This is a genomic window from Streptococcus symci (assembly GCF_006385165.1).
Classification (GTDB): Bacteria; Bacillota; Bacilli; order Lactobacillales; family Streptococcaceae; genus Streptococcus; species Streptococcus symci.
The window spans coordinates 450125-468480 of sequence record NZ_VFJA01000001.1 but is presented as its reverse complement, the minus strand read 5'-3'; the positions used below and the strand labels follow the sequence as shown (position 1 = coordinate 468480).

General features: G+C 41.6%; 18 protein-coding genes and 2 pseudogenes. 9 read left to right on the top strand and 11 right to left on the bottom strand.

Annotated features, from left to right (window positions below):
- The first annotated feature begins 178 nt into the window (after window positions 1-178).
- The gene (locus FJN11_RS02190) at window positions 179-808 is read left to right on the top strand and encodes an MBL fold metallo-hydrolase (protein ID WP_070479771.1); all 630 of its coding nucleotides are present in this window, start codon (window positions 179-181) and stop codon (window positions 806-808) included.
- Between the two features lie 105 nt (window positions 809-913).
- On the opposite strand, the gene FJN11_RS02185 is transcribed toward FJN11_RS02190, so the two are convergent.
- Complete coding sequence (locus FJN11_RS02185) at window positions 914-1678, bottom strand: hypothetical protein (RefSeq protein ID WP_140223945.1); 765 nt, start codon at window positions 1676-1678, stop codon at window positions 914-916.
- Between the two features lie 59 nt (window positions 1679-1737).
- On the bottom strand, window positions 1738-3630 hold the full coding sequence (pepO, locus tag FJN11_RS02180) for an endopeptidase PepO (protein WP_140223944.1): 1893 nt from the start codon (window positions 3628-3630) through the stop codon (window positions 1738-1740).
- A 180-nt stretch (window positions 3631-3810) separates the two neighbouring features.
- Here pepO and FJN11_RS02175 point away from each other — a divergent pair, with 180 nt between their 5' ends.
- The 8 genes from FJN11_RS02175 (at window position 3811) to FJN11_RS02135 (ending at window position 9481) form a co-directional block, all read left to right on the top strand.
- The gene (locus FJN11_RS02175; protein ID WP_000619164.1) at window positions 3811-4533 is read left to right on the top strand and encodes a metal ABC transporter ATP-binding protein; all 723 of its coding nucleotides are present in this window, start codon (window positions 3811-3813) and stop codon (window positions 4531-4533) included.
- Window positions 4530-5378 carry a metal ABC transporter permease gene (locus FJN11_RS02170; protein ID WP_000559787.1) on the top strand — a complete coding sequence of 283 codons (849 nt, stop codon included), beginning with the start codon at window positions 4530-4532 and terminating at the stop codon, window positions 5376-5378. Before FJN11_RS02175 ends, FJN11_RS02170 begins: the two co-directional genes overlap by 4 nt.
- 31 nt (window positions 5379-5409) lie before the next feature.
- Complete coding sequence (gene psaA, locus FJN11_RS02165; RefSeq protein ID WP_140223943.1) at window positions 5410-6339, top strand: metal ABC transporter substrate-binding lipoprotein/adhesin PsaA; 930 nt, start codon at window positions 5410-5412, stop codon at window positions 6337-6339.
- Between the two features lie 122 nt (window positions 6340-6461).
- Window positions 6462-6956 (top strand): thiol peroxidase, encoded by a 495-nt coding sequence (tpx, locus tag FJN11_RS02160; protein ID WP_033682328.1) that lies wholly within the window; start codon window positions 6462-6464, stop codon window positions 6954-6956.
- Between the two features lie 78 nt (window positions 6957-7034).
- The gene (locus FJN11_RS02155; protein ID WP_140223942.1) at window positions 7035-7685 is read left to right on the top strand and encodes a metal-dependent transcriptional regulator; all 651 of its coding nucleotides are present in this window, start codon (window positions 7035-7037) and stop codon (window positions 7683-7685) included.
- Window positions 7686-7866: 181 nt separating this feature from the next.
- A complete protein-coding gene (locus FJN11_RS02145) occupies window positions 7867-8517 on the top strand; it encodes a nicotinamide mononucleotide transporter family protein (RefSeq protein WP_140223941.1) in 651 nt (216 codons plus the stop codon).
- Between the two features lie 118 nt (window positions 8518-8635).
- The gene (locus FJN11_RS02140) at window positions 8636-9049 is read left to right on the top strand and encodes a hypothetical protein (protein ID WP_140223940.1); all 414 of its coding nucleotides are present in this window, start codon (window positions 8636-8638) and stop codon (window positions 9047-9049) included.
- A gap of 18 nt (window positions 9050-9067) precedes the next feature.
- Complete coding sequence (locus tag FJN11_RS02135) at window positions 9068-9481, top strand: hypothetical protein (RefSeq protein ID WP_140223939.1); 414 nt, start codon at window positions 9068-9070, stop codon at window positions 9479-9481.
- 143 nt (window positions 9482-9624) lie between these two features.
- Here the strand turns inward: FJN11_RS02135 and dtd are convergent, their stop codons facing one another.
- The 9 genes and pseudogenes from dtd to FJN11_RS02090 form a co-directional block, all read right to left on the bottom strand.
- The gene (gene dtd / locus FJN11_RS02130; RefSeq protein WP_140223938.1) at window positions 9625-10068 is read right to left on the bottom strand and encodes a D-aminoacyl-tRNA deacylase; all 444 of its coding nucleotides are present in this window, start codon (window positions 10066-10068) and stop codon (window positions 9625-9627) included.
- A gap of 29 nt (window positions 10069-10097) precedes the next feature.
- A complete protein-coding gene (locus FJN11_RS02125; RefSeq protein ID WP_140223937.1) occupies window positions 10098-12320 on the bottom strand; it encodes a RelA/SpoT family protein in 2223 nt (740 codons plus the stop codon).
- 134 nt (window positions 12321-12454) lie between these two features.
- The gene (locus FJN11_RS02120) at window positions 12455-13585 is read right to left on the bottom strand and encodes an ABC transporter ATP-binding protein (protein ID WP_140223936.1); all 1131 of its coding nucleotides are present in this window, start codon (window positions 13583-13585) and stop codon (window positions 12455-12457) included.
- Between the two features lie 112 nt (window positions 13586-13697).
- Complete coding sequence (locus FJN11_RS02115; protein ID WP_140223935.1) at window positions 13698-14567, bottom strand: helix-turn-helix domain-containing protein; 870 nt, start codon at window positions 14565-14567, stop codon at window positions 13698-13700.
- Between the two features lie 3 nt (window positions 14568-14570).
- On the bottom strand, window positions 14571-14957 hold the full coding sequence (locus FJN11_RS02110) for a Mini-ribonuclease 3 (RefSeq protein WP_024057574.1): 387 nt from the start codon (window positions 14955-14957) through the stop codon (window positions 14571-14573).
- Window positions 14950-15087 (bottom strand): annotated as a pseudogene (locus FJN11_RS10970) (CysS/YqeB C-terminal domain-containing protein); the annotation flags it as partial. The pseudogene FJN11_RS10970 and the gene FJN11_RS02110, both read right to left, overlap by 8 nt.
- Window positions 15088-15405: 318 nt before the next feature.
- Window positions 15406-16629 (bottom strand): annotated as a pseudogene (cysS, locus tag FJN11_RS02100) (cysteine--tRNA ligase); the annotation flags it as partial.
- Window positions 16630-16646: 17 nt separating this feature from the next.
- Window positions 16647-17168, bottom strand: a complete 522-nt coding sequence (locus FJN11_RS02095; protein WP_049552183.1) for a dihydrofolate reductase family protein — start codon at window positions 17166-17168, stop codon at window positions 16647-16649.
- A 300-nt stretch (window positions 17169-17468) separates the two neighbouring features.
- Window positions 17469-18353, bottom strand: coding sequence for a GNAT family N-acetyltransferase (locus FJN11_RS02090; protein ID WP_049552182.1), 885 nt, complete (start codon window positions 18351-18353; stop codon window positions 17469-17471).
- Window positions 18354-18356: the final 3 nt, after the last annotated feature.

Genomic DNA, 18356 nt, shown 5'->3' with positions numbered 1-18356 from the left:
ATTCCAGTCAATTAAAAACTCTAGCTAGTTCATAACTCTAAAAATAGCTATCTTTATTTTAGACAGAATGAAATAGATAACCAGTAACCTTCTTTAAAAGAGAAGGATTTTCTATTCACTCTATTTTCCCTAACTGTGCTATACTTAATTTAGTACATTCTTTGAGATTGGAGCTAGTATGAAAATCCATAAAACTGTGAATCCTGTTGCCTATGAAAACACCTATTATTTGGAAGGCGAAAAGGACCTCATCGTTGTCGACCCTGGTAGCCATTGGGAAGCTATTCGTCAGACAATAGAGAACATCAACAAACCTATCTGTGCTATTCTCTTGACCCACGCCCATTATGACCATATCATGAGTCTGGACTTGGTTCGCGAGACTTTTGGCAATCCACCTGTCTATATCGCAGAGAGTGAAGCCAGCTGGCTCTATACTCCTGTCGATAATCTCTCTGGACTTCCCCGCCACGATGATATGGCAGATGTGGTCGCAAAACCTGCAGAACACACCTTTGTCTTTCATGAAGAATACCAACTAGAGGAATTTCGTTTCACTGTCTTGCCAACACCAGGTCACTCTATCGGTGGTGTTTCTATCGTCTTTCCTGATGCTCACCTAGTCTTGACGGGAGATGCTCTATTTCGAGAAACCATCGGACGGACCGACCTTCCGACTGGTAGCATGGAGCAACTCCTTCATAGTATCCAGACCCAACTCTTCACTCTACCAAACTATGATGTCTATCCAGGGCATGGTCCAGCTACTACTATTGCCCACGAAAAGACTTTCAATCCCTTTTTCTAGCAAGCAAAAAACCAAGGAATTTTTCTCCTTGGTTTTTGTATATTGCTATTCAATTCTCCATTCTTTGATTTTAGAATCTAGCCTAGTATTGAATTTCATCGAACATTAGTTAGCTCGCTCAAATTCTTTCCATTCAAATTTAGCTAAATCAAGTTCATTAGAAGAAATCTCTAAGATTTGCTCTGGCTTTTGATCACTACCAATTTGAAAGATTCCTTCTTTAATCTTCTGGACTCCGTCTTTATTAAAAGCATACAGACTTAAGTTCATTTCTGGTCGTGTTGATTGCCAGTCTGCATATCTGACTTGACCGTTTTCATAAATAACTAAACTGGAACGAAAACCACCTGCAGAAGCTACATAAGCTGTATGAAGCAACTTGGGTTGTTTACTCTCTAAATAGTAAATGGCCCCTATATATTTTTTATCTCCAATAATCAATTCATCCTGACCATCCTTATTTAAATCAGCAAACACATAATGAAGACTAGCTGGTTTATCGTAGGTGCTTAGTGTAAAGATATAGCCATACTCTTCAGAAAAAATCTTGTTCTGTTTCAACTTTTCATACAAGGATTCTCGGTCACCACTACTTAAAAGTGCCTGATAGTGATTGTACCGCTCTATTACTTCCTTGTACAAATCTTTTCCTGTTTCGCTTTTCGTTTCCATTGTTGTTGACGGCGTTGCCATTGAAGAACTTGTACTAGTTTGGCTCTCTGACTTCGTAGAGCTTTCCTTCTGTTCCTCTTTGGTAGAAGATGATTGTGTTGCCGAAGGTTCTATTTTTTCATCTTTTTTGTTTGCACCACAAGATGCTAAAACAAAAATAGTAAGAATAACTGAAAATATCATTAAAAATTTCTTCATATTAACCTCTCTAACCCATCCTATATAGATTTACGGATCTTAGTATTAGATTCGATTCATTACCAAATAATCACGCGGTCTTCTGGTGAACGCCACATACCATCTCCTTCTTTGACATCATAGGTTGTAAAGAAATCATCGAAGTTTGGTACTTGCACATTGACACGGAGTTTGGCTGGTGCGTGCACATCGACACTAGCCAAAAGTTTCATAAATTCTGGACGACCTTTCATGCGCCAAATGCGACCGAAGTTGTAGAAAAATTCTTCTGCTGAGAAGTCTGGTTCTCTCTTGGCTGCTTCAAGCGCTGCAGCGATTCCTCCCAAGTCAGCCACGTTTTCTGATACAGTCAATTTACCGTTGATGGTTGCCCCATAAGAATCTTGTCCATCAAATTGGTCAATAACTTTTTGTGTTTTCTCCTTGAAGGCAGCATAGTCGCTCTCTGTCCACCAGTCCTTGAGGCTACCATTTTCATCAAAGGAAGCTCCGTTAGTATCAAAGGCGTGGGAAATTTCATGGGCAATAACTGCTCCAATACCACCGTAGTTAGCAGAAGATGACTGATGCAAGTCATAGAAAGGTGCTTGTAAAATAGCCGCCGGGAAGACAATTAGGTTCTTCTGTGGATTGTAGTAGGCATTGACCATATGAGCAGGCATGCCCCACTCCTTGTAGTCTACAGGCTGATTCCACTTGCTCCAACTGTGTTTGATTTCCACACGCGCAAATGCCAGAGCATTGTCAAAAAGACTAGCAGTCTCATCCACTACCTTGTCCTTATAGCGTTCTGGCAATTCTTCTGGGTAACCGATATAAGGCTTGATGACATTGAGTTTGACGATGGCCTTATCACGAGTTTCAGGAGTTAGCCAGTCATTTTTAGCCAAGCGTTCCTTATAGACATCAATCATGGTTGCCACTTTTTTCTCCACATCTGCCTTGGCCTCTGGAGAGAATTTTTCATGGGCATACCAGAGACCCAAGGCTTGTTTGAAAGGACCTTGTGCTAGCTGGTAGGCTGCCTTGACCTTGTCTTTGGCTTCTGGAACTCCTGAAAGCGCACGGCTATAGGCACCTGACAAGACACGAATTTCTTCTGTTAAATAGCTGGTTGAGAGATTGACAACACTTAAAATTAAGGTTGCCTTGAGGAGAGGCCAAGCCTCTTCACTATAGAATTGGTCTGCTGCTTGCCAGAAACGTTCCTCGTCTACGATAACCTTGTCTGGTACTTGTCCAAGAACGGCTTGGAAGAAGTCATCCAAAGGTAGGGCAGGCGCAAATTTCTTGAAATCTTCGTAATCATATGGATGGTAAAGTTTAGCATACTCTGAACTTTCTTCATTAGAAAGCACCACTGCTGCAATTCGGCGATCCAATTCAAGTCTTTTCTCTAGCAAGTCTTCAATTTCTGCATCAGAGAAATCATAAGCCTTGAGAAGATTTGCGCTGCTTTCTTTCCAAAGAGTCAAGAGCTCTTCGCGCTGAGGATGGTCTTCTGCATAGTAGGTCGTATCTGGCAGGATCGTGCTTGGAGCACTGGCCCATAGAACATTGATTCTTGCATCCATAAAGTCTGGCGATACACCAAAAGGAAGGAAGTTAGGTTTTCCTGCAAGTTCAAACTCTGCTAGTCTAGCTGTAAAATCCGCAAAAGTCTCCAACTCTTGGAATTCTTTAAGGAGTGGTAAGACAGGTGTGATACCGTCAGCTTCTCTCTTATCAAAATCACGAACTAGGCGGTGGTATTTGACAAAGTTTTCCAAGATAGCATCCTCAGGCACCTCTTCTCCTGACAACCACTTGTCTGTTGTCGCCAGCATCAAGTCTTCAATTTCCTGGTCTAAATCAACAAAACCTCCTGTTTGAGACTTATCTGCTGGGATTTCAGCTGTCTGTTGCCATTCTCCATTGATTGCATCATAAAAATCATCTTGATAACGCGTCATCTTGTTCTCGCTTTCATTTTTTTAAGTTATTGCTAGCTTAACAAAAATTGCTTGGGAATGCAATTAAAAATGGACTTTCCTTTTCCATCATTTTTCAGTTATTATTTTAAATTTTTCAAAAATTAACTTGACTTAATTTTTTTTTTAAGGTATATTAAGAGGCAGGAGGAATACAACTGTATGATACGTATCGAAAACCTCAGTGTCTCCTACAAAGAAACATTGGCACTTAAGGATATTTCACTAGTGCTCCAAGGACCAACAATTACCGGTATCATTGGTCCAAACGGTGCTGGAAAATCAACATTATTAAAAGGTATGCTGGGAATTATCCCACATCAAGGTCAGGCATTTCTCGATGACAAGGAAGTTAAAAAATCCTTACACCGAATTGCCTATGTCGAACAAAAAATCAATATCGACTACAACTTTCCCATCAAGGTCAAGGAATGCGTCTCGTTAGGACTCTTTCCCTCTATCCCTCTCTTTCGCAGTTTAAACGCTAAACATTGGAAGAAAGTGCAAGAAGCCCTTGAAATCGTCGGCCTAGCTGACTACGCTGAACGTCAAATCAGTCAACTGTCTGGAGGTCAATTCCAGCGGGTCTTGATTGCCAGATGTTTGGTTCAGGAAGCCGATTATATCCTCTTGGATGAACCCTTTGTTGGGATTGACTCTGTCAGTGAGGAAATCATCATGAATACGCTGAGAGATCTGAAAAAAGCTGGGAAGACGGTTCTCATCGTCCACCACGATCTCAGCAAGGTTCCCCACTACTTCGATCAAGTCTTGCTTGTCAATCGAGAAGTGATTGCCTTTGGTCCAACCAAAGAAACCTTTACCGAAGCCAATCTCAAAGAAGCTTACGGTAATCGACTCTTTTTCAATGGAGGTGACCTATGATTGCAGAATTTATCGATGGATTGCAAAAATTCCATTTCCTACAAAATGCCTTGATAACAGCTATTGTCGTCGGGGTCGTAGCTGGAGCTGTGGGATGTTTCATCATCCTACGCGGGATGTCACTCATGGGAGATGCCATTTCACATGCTGTCTTGCCAGGTGTAGCCCTCTCCTTCATCTTGGGCCTTGACTTCTTTATCGGAGCCATTGTCTTTGGATTGCTAGCTGCCATCATCATTACCTACATCAAGGGAAACTCGATTATCAAAAGCGATACCGCCATCGGCATTACCTTTTCTTCTTTCTTAGCCCTCGGTATCATCTTGATTAGTGTCGCTAAAAGTTCAACTGACCTTTTCCATATCCTTTTTGGTAATATCCTAGCCGTCCAAGATACGGATATGTTTATTACTATGGGTGTTGGGGCAGTCATTCTCTTGTTAATCTGGATTTTCTTCAAGCAACTCTTGATAACTTCCTTTGATGAACTCTTGGCCAAAGCCATGGGAATGCCTGTCAATTTCTATCACTACCTTCTCATGGTACTCCTGACTCTCGTGTCTGTGACAGCCATGCAAAGTGTCGGAACTATCCTGATTGTAGCCATGCTGATTACCCCAGCTGCAACTGCTTATCTTTATGCTAATAGCCTGAAAAGCATGATTTTTCTTTCCTCAACCTTTGGAGCTACAGCTTCAGTTTTGGGACTCTTTATCGGCTATAGCTTTAACGTTGCTGCAGGTTCTAGTATCGTGCTTACAGCCGCTAGTTTCTTTCTCATTAGCTTCTTTATCGCTCCAAAACAACGATATTTGAAACTAAAAAATAAACATTTGTTAAAATAAGGGGTAAAGCCCCAATAAATTGGAGGATCTAATGAAAAAATTAGGTACATTGTTGGTTCTTTTTCTTTCCGCCATTGTTCTCGTAGCATGTGCTAGCGGAAAAAAAGATGCAGCTTCTGGTCAAAAACTAAAAGTTGTTGCTACAAACTCAATCATCGCTGATATTACTAAAAATATTGCTGGTGACAAGATTGATCTTCACAGTATCGTTCCTGTTGGTCAAGACCCACACGAATACGAACCACTTCCTGAAGACGTTAAGAAAACATCTCAAGCTGATTTGATTTTCTACAACGGTATCAACCTTGAAAATGGTGGCAATGCTTGGTTTACAAAATTGATAGAAAATGCCAAGAAAACTGAAAACAAAGACTACTTTGCAGTCAGCGAAGGCGTTGATGTTATCTATCTTGAAGGTCAAAACGAAAAAGGCAAAGAAGACCCACACGCTTGGCTTAACCTTGAAAATGGGATGATTTTTGCTAAAAATATCGCAAAACAATTGAGCGCTAAAGACCCTAGCAACAAGGAATTCTACGAAAAAAATCTCAAAGAATATACTGATAAGCTAGACAAACTTGACAAGGAAGCTAAGGAGAAATTTAACAACATCCCTGCTGAGAAGAAATTGATCGTAACCAGCGAAGGATGCTTCAAATACTTCTCTAAAGCCTACGGTGTCCCAAGTGCCTACATCTGGGAAATCAATACTGAAGAAGAAGGAACACCTGACCAAATCAAGACCTTGGTTGAAAAACTTCGCCAAACAAAAACTCCTTCACTCTTTGTAGAATCAAGCGTGGATGACCGTCCAATGAAGACTGTTTCACAAGACACAAACATCCCAATCTACGCTCAAATCTTTACTGACTCTATCGCAGAACAAGGTAAAGAAGGCGACAGCTACTACAACATGATGAAATACAATCTTGATAAGATTGCTGAAGGATTGGCAAAATAAGCCTCTGAAAAACGTCATTCTCACATGAGCTGGCGTTTTTTCTATATCCATATTTCCGGTCAAATCATTGGAAAATTCCGACTGTTTCAGCTAAAATGGAAGAAAAAAGATTGGAGTATCTTATGGTAACTTTTCTCGGAAATCCTGTGAGCTTTACAGGTAAGCAACTACAAGTCGGCGACAAGGCACTTGATTTTTCACTTACTACAACAGACCTTTCTAAAAAATCTCTGGCTGATTTTGATGGAAAGAAAAAAGTCTTGAGTGTCGTGCCTTCTATCGATACAGGCATCTGCTCAACTCAAACGCGTCGTTTTAATGAAGAACTGGCTGGACTGGACAACACAGTCGTATTGACTGTTTCTATGGACCTACCATTTGCCCAAAAACGTTGGTGTGGTGCTGAAGGCATTGAAAATGCCATCATGCTCTCAGACTATTTCGACCATTCCTTTGGACGTGATTATGCCCTCTTAATCAATGAGTGGCACCTATTGGCACGCGCAGTCTTTGTCCTCGATACTGACAATACTATTCGCTACGTTGAATACGTGGACAATATCAACTCTGAACCAAACTTCGAAGCCGCAATTGCAGCTGCTAAAGAACTAAATTAGAAGCCATTGTGGCAGATAGCTAGAGAAATCTAGCTTTTTTTGATATACTAGATAAAGATATTAGACAAGAGGAAACGAATGACCCCGAATAAAGAAGATTATCTAAAGTGTATTTATGAAATTGGCATAGATTTGCATAAGATTACCAACAAGGAAATTGCGGCTCGTATGCAAGTCTCTCCCCCTGCCGTAACTGAAATGATTAAACGGATGAAGAGCGAAAACCTCATCCTCAAGGACAAGGAATGCGGTTATCTACTGACTGACCTCGGCCTCAAACTGGTCTCTGAACTCTATCGTAAGCATCGCTTGATTGAAGTTTTTCTAGTCCATCATTTAGACTATACAAGTGACCAGATTCACGAGGAAGCTGAGGTCTTGGAACATACTGTCTCTGACCTGTTCGTGGAAAGATTGGATAAATTGCTAGGTTTCCCTAAAACCTGCCCCCACGGAGGAACCATTCCTGCCAAGGGAGAGCTCCTAGTTGAAATCAATAACCTACCACTAGCTGACATCAAGGAAGCTGGCTCCTATCGCCTGACTCGGGTGCACGATAGTTTTGACATTCTCAGTTATCTGGACAAGCACTCACTTCACATCGGTGATTCGCTCCAAGTTAAGCAGTTTGATGGCTTCAGCAATACCTTCACTATCCTTAGTAAAGACGCGGATTTACGAGTGAATATGGACATTGCAAAACAACTCTATGTCGAAAAAATCGACTAATTTCTCAAGTACCCCAATCACCCCTGAAAGTTTTATTTTCAGGGGTTTATTTCTATCATTTGATTTTACTTTCATTTAGTTGTAGAATATTTGTTAAAAAAAAGAAAGATATTTTAATATATGAAAAAAATCACTAAAAATTTTTGCGACATCCAAATGGTTTGACCTCTTCGGGGTTGCTTTGGTCGTTGGGATTGCGATTGCATCTGGTTACCTCAACTCACGTCTCGACAAATTTGTAGACTGGGGACCATGGACAGCTCTTGTACCCTTTGGATTGATTTCTGTAACCAACGTTGGGATTTCCATGTTGTCCACTCGTTTCACGGGAAAATTAAGCAACTGGGGAAATTACTTTGGCATTGTCAATACGATTTTGTCTGGTACCATTGATTATATCCTTGGAAATAAGGCGGCCATCATCACCTATCCCGTCACCTTTCTCATTTATACCTTTGCCATTAAGAAATGGGAAGCTTCGCAAGAAGGCAGACCCAACCAAATGAGCCAAAAACAGGTGAAATTGACGGCCATCATCATTTCCATCATCGCCTTCCTCTTTGCCTTTGTGACCAACTATATCGGCTATGGGGGTAAGATGAATCTCCTTGCCTACGTAACAACTATTGCCTTTGCACTGTCCCTCATTGCCAATGCTTTGAACGCATTGAAATTAACAACTCAGTGGGGCTTTTGGTTGATTTACAATTTTGTGCAACTGACAAAAGCTGGCATTCAAGGAAATTTTGCCAATATCGGAAAATACATCTTTTATATCCTCAATGCAATCGGAGCTTTGTTTGTCTGGAATGATGAAGAAGTGGAACAATAGGAGGAAACTCAAATAAAGAAATCTAACAGAATCTCCTTACTAAAATTTTTTATCATTTTACTTGTAACTCCCATTCTTTTGGAGTAGAATGAAGCTAGATAAAAGAGGAGGTCATCTTATGAAAAAACTCTTTAGAATCCATTATACAGCAATTGCAGTCATCGATTTGCTACTACTTGTATTTTTTAGTACTAGACCCGAGACAGCTTTCGACTGGCTCTTGCTCTCTGGTTTTATTTTCCTCCTTGCTCAGGTACTCCTGCTATTTCGCTTGGTTGTCCAACTCAAACATCAATTCGCTGAGATTTATCCTCAAATCAATAAAATGATTCGCTTCTACTATTTAGGGGTGCTCATCAGCGACTCTCTATTATTTGTCCTCTTAGCCTTCACTAGTTCTCAGCGTTTTTTCTCTCTTATGCCAATCATCACTGCTTGTCATTATACTTTTTATTATATAACGGCTAGTCACCTAAGAGAAAACTATCCAGACTGTTACGACAAACACATCTCTTTATGGGAATGTCTCTAAGGAAAAGGAGGTTTTAGCATGAAAAAAATCATCTACATCAAGACCATTCAAGTCCTTGTCATTGATGGAATCTTGATTGGATTTTTGACATTTAAAGAAGGGCTTACTTGGGATTGGATTTTAATTTATAGCGGTTGGCTCATTTTCTTTCATCCTGTGCTATTGACCTATCTGTCTAACCAGCTTTGTGACCACTTTAGCCAACTCTATTCCCAGATTAGACCGAGATTCTGGTGTTTTGCCTTACAAATCCTCCTCTGGGATAGCCTGATGATTCCCTCCCTGGTGTTTTTAAGTGGTATCCCACTTTTCCTTCAGGGAACTCTCCTCATCCTAGGACATCTCATCCCTTCCTATCGCATAAGCCAAAGCCTGAAAAGAGACTTCCCAAAAGCCTATCAGGAACATATTTCTTTTTGGAGTATTTTATGATAGATAAGAAAAACCAAGCCGTCCAGGCTTGGTCTTTCTTATCTATTTTTATACTCTTCGAAAATCTCTTCAAACCACGTCAGCTTCGCCTTGCCGTACTCAAGTACTGTCTGTGGCTAGCTTCCTAGTTTGCTTTTTGATTTTCATTGAGTATTAGTATCAAGGATAATGGTGACTGGTCCGTCATTGATCAGCTCAACCTGCATATCCGCTCCAAAGATGCCTGTCTGAACGGGCACTTCTTGTGCTAATTTTTGATTGAAAGCATCATAGAAGTCTGATGCCATATCAGGCTTAGCTGCACCTGTAAAGGCTGGACGATTGCCTTTCTTGGTATCCGCAAAGAGGGTAAACTGAGAAATAGAGAGGATTTCTCCTTCAATATCTTTGACAGACAGGTTCATCTTGCCTTCTGCGTCTGAAAAAATCCGCATGTTGACAAGCTTTCTCACAGCATAGTCCAAATCTTCCTCTTGGTCCTCTGGTCCAACACCAACCAGCAATAGGAGCCCCTGATTGATTTTTCCCTGAACCTGACCTTCGATACTCACTTGGGCTTTTTTAACCCGTTGGATAATGATTTTCATAATAGCCTTTCTAGTAAGAGCTAGGACAATTAGCCATTGGTCCGTTTGACAGAGTAAACTTCTGGTACACTCTTAATCTTGTCCACGACCGTGGTCAATGTAGAGAGGTTGGCAATGCCGAAAGACACATGGATATTAGCAAACTTCATATCCTTGGTTGGTTGAGCATTGACCGTTGAAATATTCTTGGTTGTGTTTGAAAGAACTTGCAGTACATCGTTCAACAGTCCTGTACGGTTGAGGCCATAAATATCGATATGAGCCATATACTCCTTATTTGAGCTAGAGTACTGGTCTTCCCACTCCACATCAAGGAGACGTTGCTCGTAGTTTTCTTGGGCACGCAGGTTCATACAGTCCACACGGTGAATAGCCACACCACGCCCCTTGGTGATATAGCCAACAATATCGTCACCAGGAACAGGATTACAACACTTGGCAATCCGCACTAGGAGACCTGAGGCTCCTTCAATAACCACTCCACCCTCATGCTTAACCTTGAGGGTTTCTTTGTTCTCAACCTTGACCTCGCCACCTTTGACAAGCTCTTCTGCTTCCGCCTTGGCCTTGGCACGTTCTTCCTCACGGCGTTCCTTTTCAGTCAGACGGTTAAAGACGGTAATAGCACCGATTTCTCCAAAACCAATGGCCGCAAAAAGGGATTCTTCTGTCTTGTAGCTAGTCTTTTGCAAAACTTGGTCCATGTGACGCTTGTCCATGAATTTATTAGCTACATAGCCGTTTTCTTGGAACTGGGCCATCAACATTTCACGACCCTTGTTGACAGATAATTCCTTGTCTTGGTTTTTAAAGAACTGACGAATCTTGTTACGCGCCTTGCTGGTCTTGACCATATTGAGCCAGTCACGGCTTGGCCCAAAGGAGTTGGGGTTGGTGGCAATTTCAACCTGATCCCCTGTCTTGAGCTTGGTTGTCAGTGGAACCATACGACCATTGACCTTGGCACCCGTCGCTTTCTCCCCAACTTTTGTATGGATTTCATAGGCAAAGTCAATCGGTCCTGAATCTTTTGGAAGGGAACGGACAGCTCCATCTGGGGTAAAGACGTAAATCTCCTCAGCCAGATAGTTTTCCTTAACAGAATCCACAAATTCCTTAGCATCATCAGCCTGATCTTGGAGCTCCATCATCTCCTTGATCCAGTTCATCCCAATAGCAGATTCCTTGCTGTTAACCTGCCCCTTAATGCCTTTCTTATAAGCCCAGTGAGCCGCAACCCCGTACTCAGCGACCTCGTGCATTTCCTTGGTCCGAATCTGGAATTCAATCGGCCCTTTTGGCCCATAGACAGTCGTATGGATAGACTGATAACCATTGGCCTTGCGGTTAGCGATATAGTCTTTGAAACGACCTGGCATTGGTTTCCAAAGCTCATGTACATAACCAAGCATGGCATAAACATCACTTTGGGTATCTAAAATACAGCGAATGGCAATCAGGTCATAGATTTCCTCAAAACGTTTTCTCTTATCCTGCATTTTGCGGAAAATCGAGTAAATATGCTTAGGACGACCGTAAATCTTCCCTTTCAAGTGACGATCCGTCGTATATTCCTCTAATTTTGTAACTACCTCATCCACCAAGGCTTCACGCTCTCTGCGTTTTTCCTTCATCATATGGGTAATCTTGTAAAACTCCGTTGGATTAAGATAACGGAAAGATAGGTCTTCCAATTCCCATTTAACGCTAGAAATCCCCAGACGGTGGGCAAGCGGCGCATAGATTTCCATAGTTTCTTTGGAAATACGCTCCTGCTTGTCTTTTCGAAGATGTTTCAGGGTCCGCATATTGTGTAAGCGGTCAGACAGTTTAACCAAGATAACGCGGATGTCCTCAGACATGGCCATGAGCATCTTGCGATGATTTTCAGCCAACTGCTCCTCGATTGATTTGTACTCGACCTTACCAAGCTTGGTAACCCCATCAACGATTACCCGCACGTCAGGGCCAAACTCTCTTTCCAAATCATCCAGAGTCGCTTCTGTATCTTCTACCACGTCATGCAAGAAACCACAAGCTACCGTTACAGCATCCAGCTTGAGCTTAGCTAAAATACCTGCCACTTGGATAGGGTGAATAATATAAGGCTCACCTGATTTGCGATATTGACCACTATGGCATTCCACCGCGTAGACCAAGGCCTTATGGACAAAAGCCACATCTTCTTCCGATAAATATTTCTGTGTTAAAGCGACAACTTCATCGCCTCTTAAATTTTCTTCTTTTGGCATGTGTACTCTCCAATTCTTCCTACCATTTTATCACTTTTTTACTAATAAGAAAACTAGAAAATCCTATTCCCATGCATACTGAAACAGTAAAACACACTGTCAGAAACACTGACAGTGTGTTGAAACATATAATCTTAGTAAACTGTTCTTTCAGTTTCTACGTCGAAGAAGTGTGCTTTGTTCAAGTCAAATCCAAGTTCAACTGTTGCACCTGTTTGCAAGTAGTCACGAGCATCAACTTTAGCAACAAATTCATCTTTACCAACTTGGCAGTATAGGTGAGATTCTGAACCAAGTAATTCTGACACAGAGATAGTTGCTTTTACAACTGATTCTGGGAATGTTTCAAGGAAAGCAGGTTCTGCATTCACGTCTTCTGGACGGATACCGAAGATCAAATCTTTTCCTTCATAGCCTTTTTCACGAAGAACTTTCAAAGCTCCTTCTGGAACTTTCAAGCGGAAACCGTCAGAAACAATTTCGCTACCAACCAATTTCACGTTGATGAAGTTCATAGCTGGGCTTCCGATAAATCCTGCTACGAATTTGTTAACTGGGTTTTTGTAAACTTCTTGAGGAGATCCGATTTGTTCTACACGTCCGATAGTACCTGTACCAGCAGGGTTTTTAGTTGCTGACATGATAACGATACGGTCTGCAAGTGTCATCGCTTCTGTTTGGTCGTGAGTTACGTAGATAGTTGTAGCTCCGATACGACGGTGGATTTTAGCAATTTCAGCACGCATTGATACACGAAGTTTGGCATCCAAGTTTGACAAAGGTTCGTCCATCAAGAATACTTTTGCATCACGGACGATTGCACGACCCATGGCAACACGTTGACGTTGACCACCTGAAAGGTCAGCTGGTTTACGTTCCAAGAATTCTTTCAATCCAAGGATTTCAGCTGCTTCTTGAACACGTTTGTCGATGTCTTCTTTGCTGTATTTACGCAATTTCAAACCGAAAGCCATGTTGTCATAAACAGTCATGTGTGGGTAAAGAGCGTAGTTTTGGAATACCATGGCGATGTCACGGTCTTTTGGAGCTACGTCGTTGACAACCACGCCATCGATAGATGCAGTACCTTCTGTAATATCTTCAAGACCAGCAATCATACGAAGAGTAGTTGATTTACCACATCCTGAAGGACCTACGAAAACGATAAATTCCTTGTCTTTGATGTCCAAGTTGAAGTCTTCAACTGAGTAGTGTTCGCTGTTTGGATATTTTTTGTAAATATTTTTAAGATTCAATTCTACCATGAGGTGAACTCCTTTTGTCTTTTGATAGTTTTATTATAGATGAAAACGCTTTACTTTTCTATGGCAAGGTGACCAAAAAAACAAAAAAGTTCTGTGCAACTTGCACAGAACTTTAGAGAATTTCTGGTAAAATCAATTGATAACACAGGGTCAGGTCGGTCAACTCCTTCAACTGAAGGCCTGTCAACTCTTCCCATTTATCAATCTTATATTGGAGAGAATTGCGGTGCAGATAGAGTTGTTGGGCTGTTTTAGTGAGAACAGCACTATTTTCCCAAAGTGAGAGAATGATTTCCTGAATCTGGTCTTGATCCAAAATCATCTGATGTAGACATTCCTTGATTACTCTCAAATCCACAAGCCTTTCTCCCATACTCCAAAGATAGAGCTGAGAAAAAGTATGAACACCTTGGTGACCCTGACGCCACCAAGTCTTAAACAAATCCCGCTCTGCTTTGATTAAGTCTGATAGGGTTTGATGGCCCGTCTGAGACCAAACCTGACCTAACATAATAGAGAGACGCAGTCCAAAGTCATACTCAACCGCTTCAATCGTATCAGATAAGATTGAACGTACAGAGGTGTACTTATCTTGTTGCAGCACGAAAACATAATCCTGAGCTCCGACCTGAAACACCGTCTGACAATTCGGAAAAAGAGTCCGCATCATATCTAGCCAAGAAGCTAGATTTTCCTGCTGAAAATAGGAAAGATGGCAATAAACCAACTGAATCTTTTTAAAAGCTTGCGGTGCCTGCCCCTTCCCTTCAATCAGAAAAGAATACCAAGGATTGAGCGAACAAGCTTGCTCCTGCTGGGTCAAAAGGGCAACCAACTGCTTTTCACGCTCGCTGAGTCCAGCTTCCTCCAGCAGAATCCACTGCTGAGAAGCTAAAGGGAGGGTGAGATAGCCCTCTTTCTCTACTGGTTGGTCTGAAATCTGAGCCTCGGGAAACCAGTCTTGTAGTTCTTTTGCTATCATGTCCTAGCCCTCCACTTTTTGGATGCACCACGAAATCAAGCTCTCAAGACGTTCCAGATTTTCAGTCATATGAAGATAGCCCATGACTGCTTCAAAACCTGTAGACATACGGTAAGTCACCACATCGGCATTTTTAGCCTTTGTGTGGCTATTAGTATTGCGACCACGTTTGTAGATTTCTTCTTCTTTTTCCGTTAAGACCCGCTCATCTAACATAAGGGAAATCAAGCGAGCCTGAGCTTTGGCTGACACATACTTGGTCGCTTCTTGATGGAGTTTATTGGGTTTGGTCATACCTTTGAGGATGAGGTGACGGCGAATATACATAGAATAAACCGCATCTCCTTCAAAGGCTAGCGCAATCCCGTTAATGAGATTGACATCAATCACGTGTCCACCTCACTCCATCCTTGGTGTCAAGGAGCTTAATTCCTTGAGCAGCCAATTGGTCACGGATTTGGTCAGCTGTCGCAAAGTCCCGATTGGCACGCGCTTCTTGGCGTTTTTGGATCAATTTTATTTGTTTTTCATTTATATTGTAAATAAATTGATAGTCAAATTTAATTTCCATTCCAAAACTTACTTCTTTACAATTTCTCAAAGCTTGTAATACGCTTGGTTTCTGATTCCCATTAACAATCATTAAAACACTTGATGGCTTAGGTTCATGACTTATTGCCTTCATAAATTTGTCATGAATCTGATCCGCACGATTTGGAGAGAGCGTAATTACCTCATACTCATCATGAAAATAATTCTTTAAATCTTCAAGAATATACTTCCGATTGTATTTACTCCAAGAATAATATTCTAACGTACAAGATAATTTAGTAGTATATAATTCATTTAATTCTTCATTATAATTTGTTTTCTTTGTTTTCTTTAAATCAATCCCAAAGACTTCTAACATCTTCGTCAAGGTATCTTTAACTTTTTGGTTGTAGTGACCTGATTTGATCCACTTGGCCATTCCAAAGACTACTGTGATACCATTTGCAGCGTTGAAATCCTCATCCATAGCAGCTACAAACTTATCTTTAAATACTTGTAATTCTTGGGCGTCCACATTTCCTGTAAATGGTTGCTCATAAGTATTCTTCAGATACTTTAAATTGGTCTCTGCATCACGCACTGCCTTTTCCGTAAAGTTGATAGGCTTACGGTAGTGCTGAGTCGCAAAGAAGAAACGAAGGACTTGACCATCAAGAGTTTTAAGGGCATCATGAACAGTGATAAAGTTCCCCAAAGACTTGGACATCTTGACATTATCGATGTTGACAAAGCCATTATGCATCCAGTAGTTGGCAAAGGTCTTACCTGTCTTGGCTTCCGACTGGGCAATTTCATTGGTATGGTGAGGAAACTCAAGGTCAGCTCCACCACCGTGGATATCAATGGTATCGCCCAAAATCTCTGTTGACATGACCGAACACTCGATATGCCAGCCCGGACGACCAGGTCCCCAAGGACTGTTCCAAGAAATCTCGCCTGGTTTGGCAGATTTCCATAAAGCAAAGTCTACAGGATTTTCCTTACGAGCCGTTTCTTCATCGGTACGACCTGAAGCACCTAGCTCCAAATCTTCCAAGGTTTTATTGGCCAACTTGGCATAATTGTGGGATTTTTCCACACGGAAATAAACATCCCCTTGACTCTCGTAGGCGTAGCCCTTGTCCACCAAAGTCCGCACAAAGTCAATGATTGCCTCCATAAAGTCAATCACGCGCGGATGCTGAGTAGCCCGCTTAACACCCAAAGCTGATACATCCTTACGAAAAGCCGCGATGTACTTGTCCGCAACTTCCTGAGGCGTGATACCTTCTTCCTTGGCACGGTTGATAATCTTATCATCCACATCTGTAAAATTGGAAATATAGGCAACTTCGTAGCCACGATACTCAAAATAACGACGAATGGTATCAAAGGCTACTGTTGAGCGGGCATTGCCCACGTGGATATAGTTATACACCGTTGGCCCACAAACATACATCTTAACTTTGCCGTCCTCAATCGGGACAAATTCTCGCAAATCACGAGACATAGTGTCGTAAATTTTAATCATGCGGTCCACTCCCTTCTCTATTTCTGACTTTTTCGGCTGAAAACCAGCTCTGCAAAAGGACCAAATTGTCTGAGGCTATCCAGTTGGTAAAAGCGCTGCTCTTCCTCTTGGGTAAAGAGGGGAACCCCCTTTCCTAGGATAAGGGGCGCTATCTGAATAACGAGGTGGTCGAAAAGATCCGCATCCAAGAGCGGTCCTACTAAGGAATTACCACCAATCACAAAGACATTTTTGCCTTTGTCAATCTGGTGAACAAAGTCCACCACATCCCCAGCTACTGGCTGGTAATTGCTGACAGGCAGGTTCCTATCATGCGTAAAGACATAGTTTTCCGTAGCTTGATAAAAACTTTCTACATCTTGCAAATCTTGGATTGCATCAAAGGTCCGCTTGCCCATGATGGTGATATCCATTTGCCTGTAAAAGTCATCATAGCCTGTATCCTCTACAGAACCAAGCTGATGCAGCCAGTCTATCCTGTGCTGGCTGTCTGCCAAGTAGCCATCCATGGTGATACAGCCGTAAAAATATACTGCCATTCTTGTAGTTTCCTTTCTAGTTCTGCTTCGCCTTCACTTAGCGGGATAGACCCAGATGATTAGACCTAAGCTAATCAAAGTATTCAGCACAATCCTTGCTGGACAAGAAAAATAAACCAGACAACAGCAATTCCAATCTGCAGCAGAAAAGTTCATTCTTAAACATTCGAGCGCCTCTCCTGTCTACTTCCCGCTCAAGGTGTCATAGGTTTTAATCATAAATCATAGTCAGGAAATCCAAAATCCAAGAACAATTAGTTTCATCACTAAGAGCTCAAGTAAATTTCAGTCCGAATATCTCTACTCTTCGGAATTCCTTACTCCTTTCTTATTCAGATAAACCACCTGGGTTTGTTTGACAAAGCCAATCTTTTCATATAAGCGCTTGGCACCTACATTGCTGTCCTCTACTGCAATCTGAAATTCCTTGTCACTTTGCTCAATTAGTTGGTTGACAAGGGATTTTGCTAAGTAGCTTCCATAGCCTTTCCCACGTTCAGGTTCAGATATTGCTAAACCGTAGAAGTAATTCGTATTAGTCGATAAATCTACCGTGCAAGTTCCAATAACCTGACCGTCTTTTAATAAAATATATAAGCGACTTTCTGGATCCTTCAGAGCTTCAGCGACATATCTATCCACAACTTCTCTAGATTCATGTTCCTCTGAGAATGCCTGAAATTTTAACTGACTAATTTGATCTTGATACGAACTATCTGCTAACAAAACTTCAAGATTAGAAATCTTTGCTAACGGATAAGGTCTTCTATCCTTACCTAACCAGGTTTCTGTATCCTCGTCCTCGACCAATCCCCAGTTGCTGACAAAATCAGGATAACGGTCTAGAAAAATACGTTCTGTCTGAAAAGTAACTGAACGAATAGGGAAAGAAGCCGTTTCTTTCTCAAAACTAGTAAACAATGCACGCGCAATTCCCTGACGGCGATGATCTGGATGAACCAGTATCGTCACTTCCACATCTTGGTCATCTGCATAGACAGTTAAGAGACCAACAAGTTCGCCTTTTTCATAATAAAGGAAAAAGGCGGGCATGTTTGGGTCAAAATTAAGCATGTTAGAAAGATAGGGATCACGATAGGTACCGTCATAGGCTCGGCAACAGTTAATGAGTTTTTTCGCCTCAGATAACTCCTCTTGGCTTAACTTGTTTCTTGCTTGAATCATATA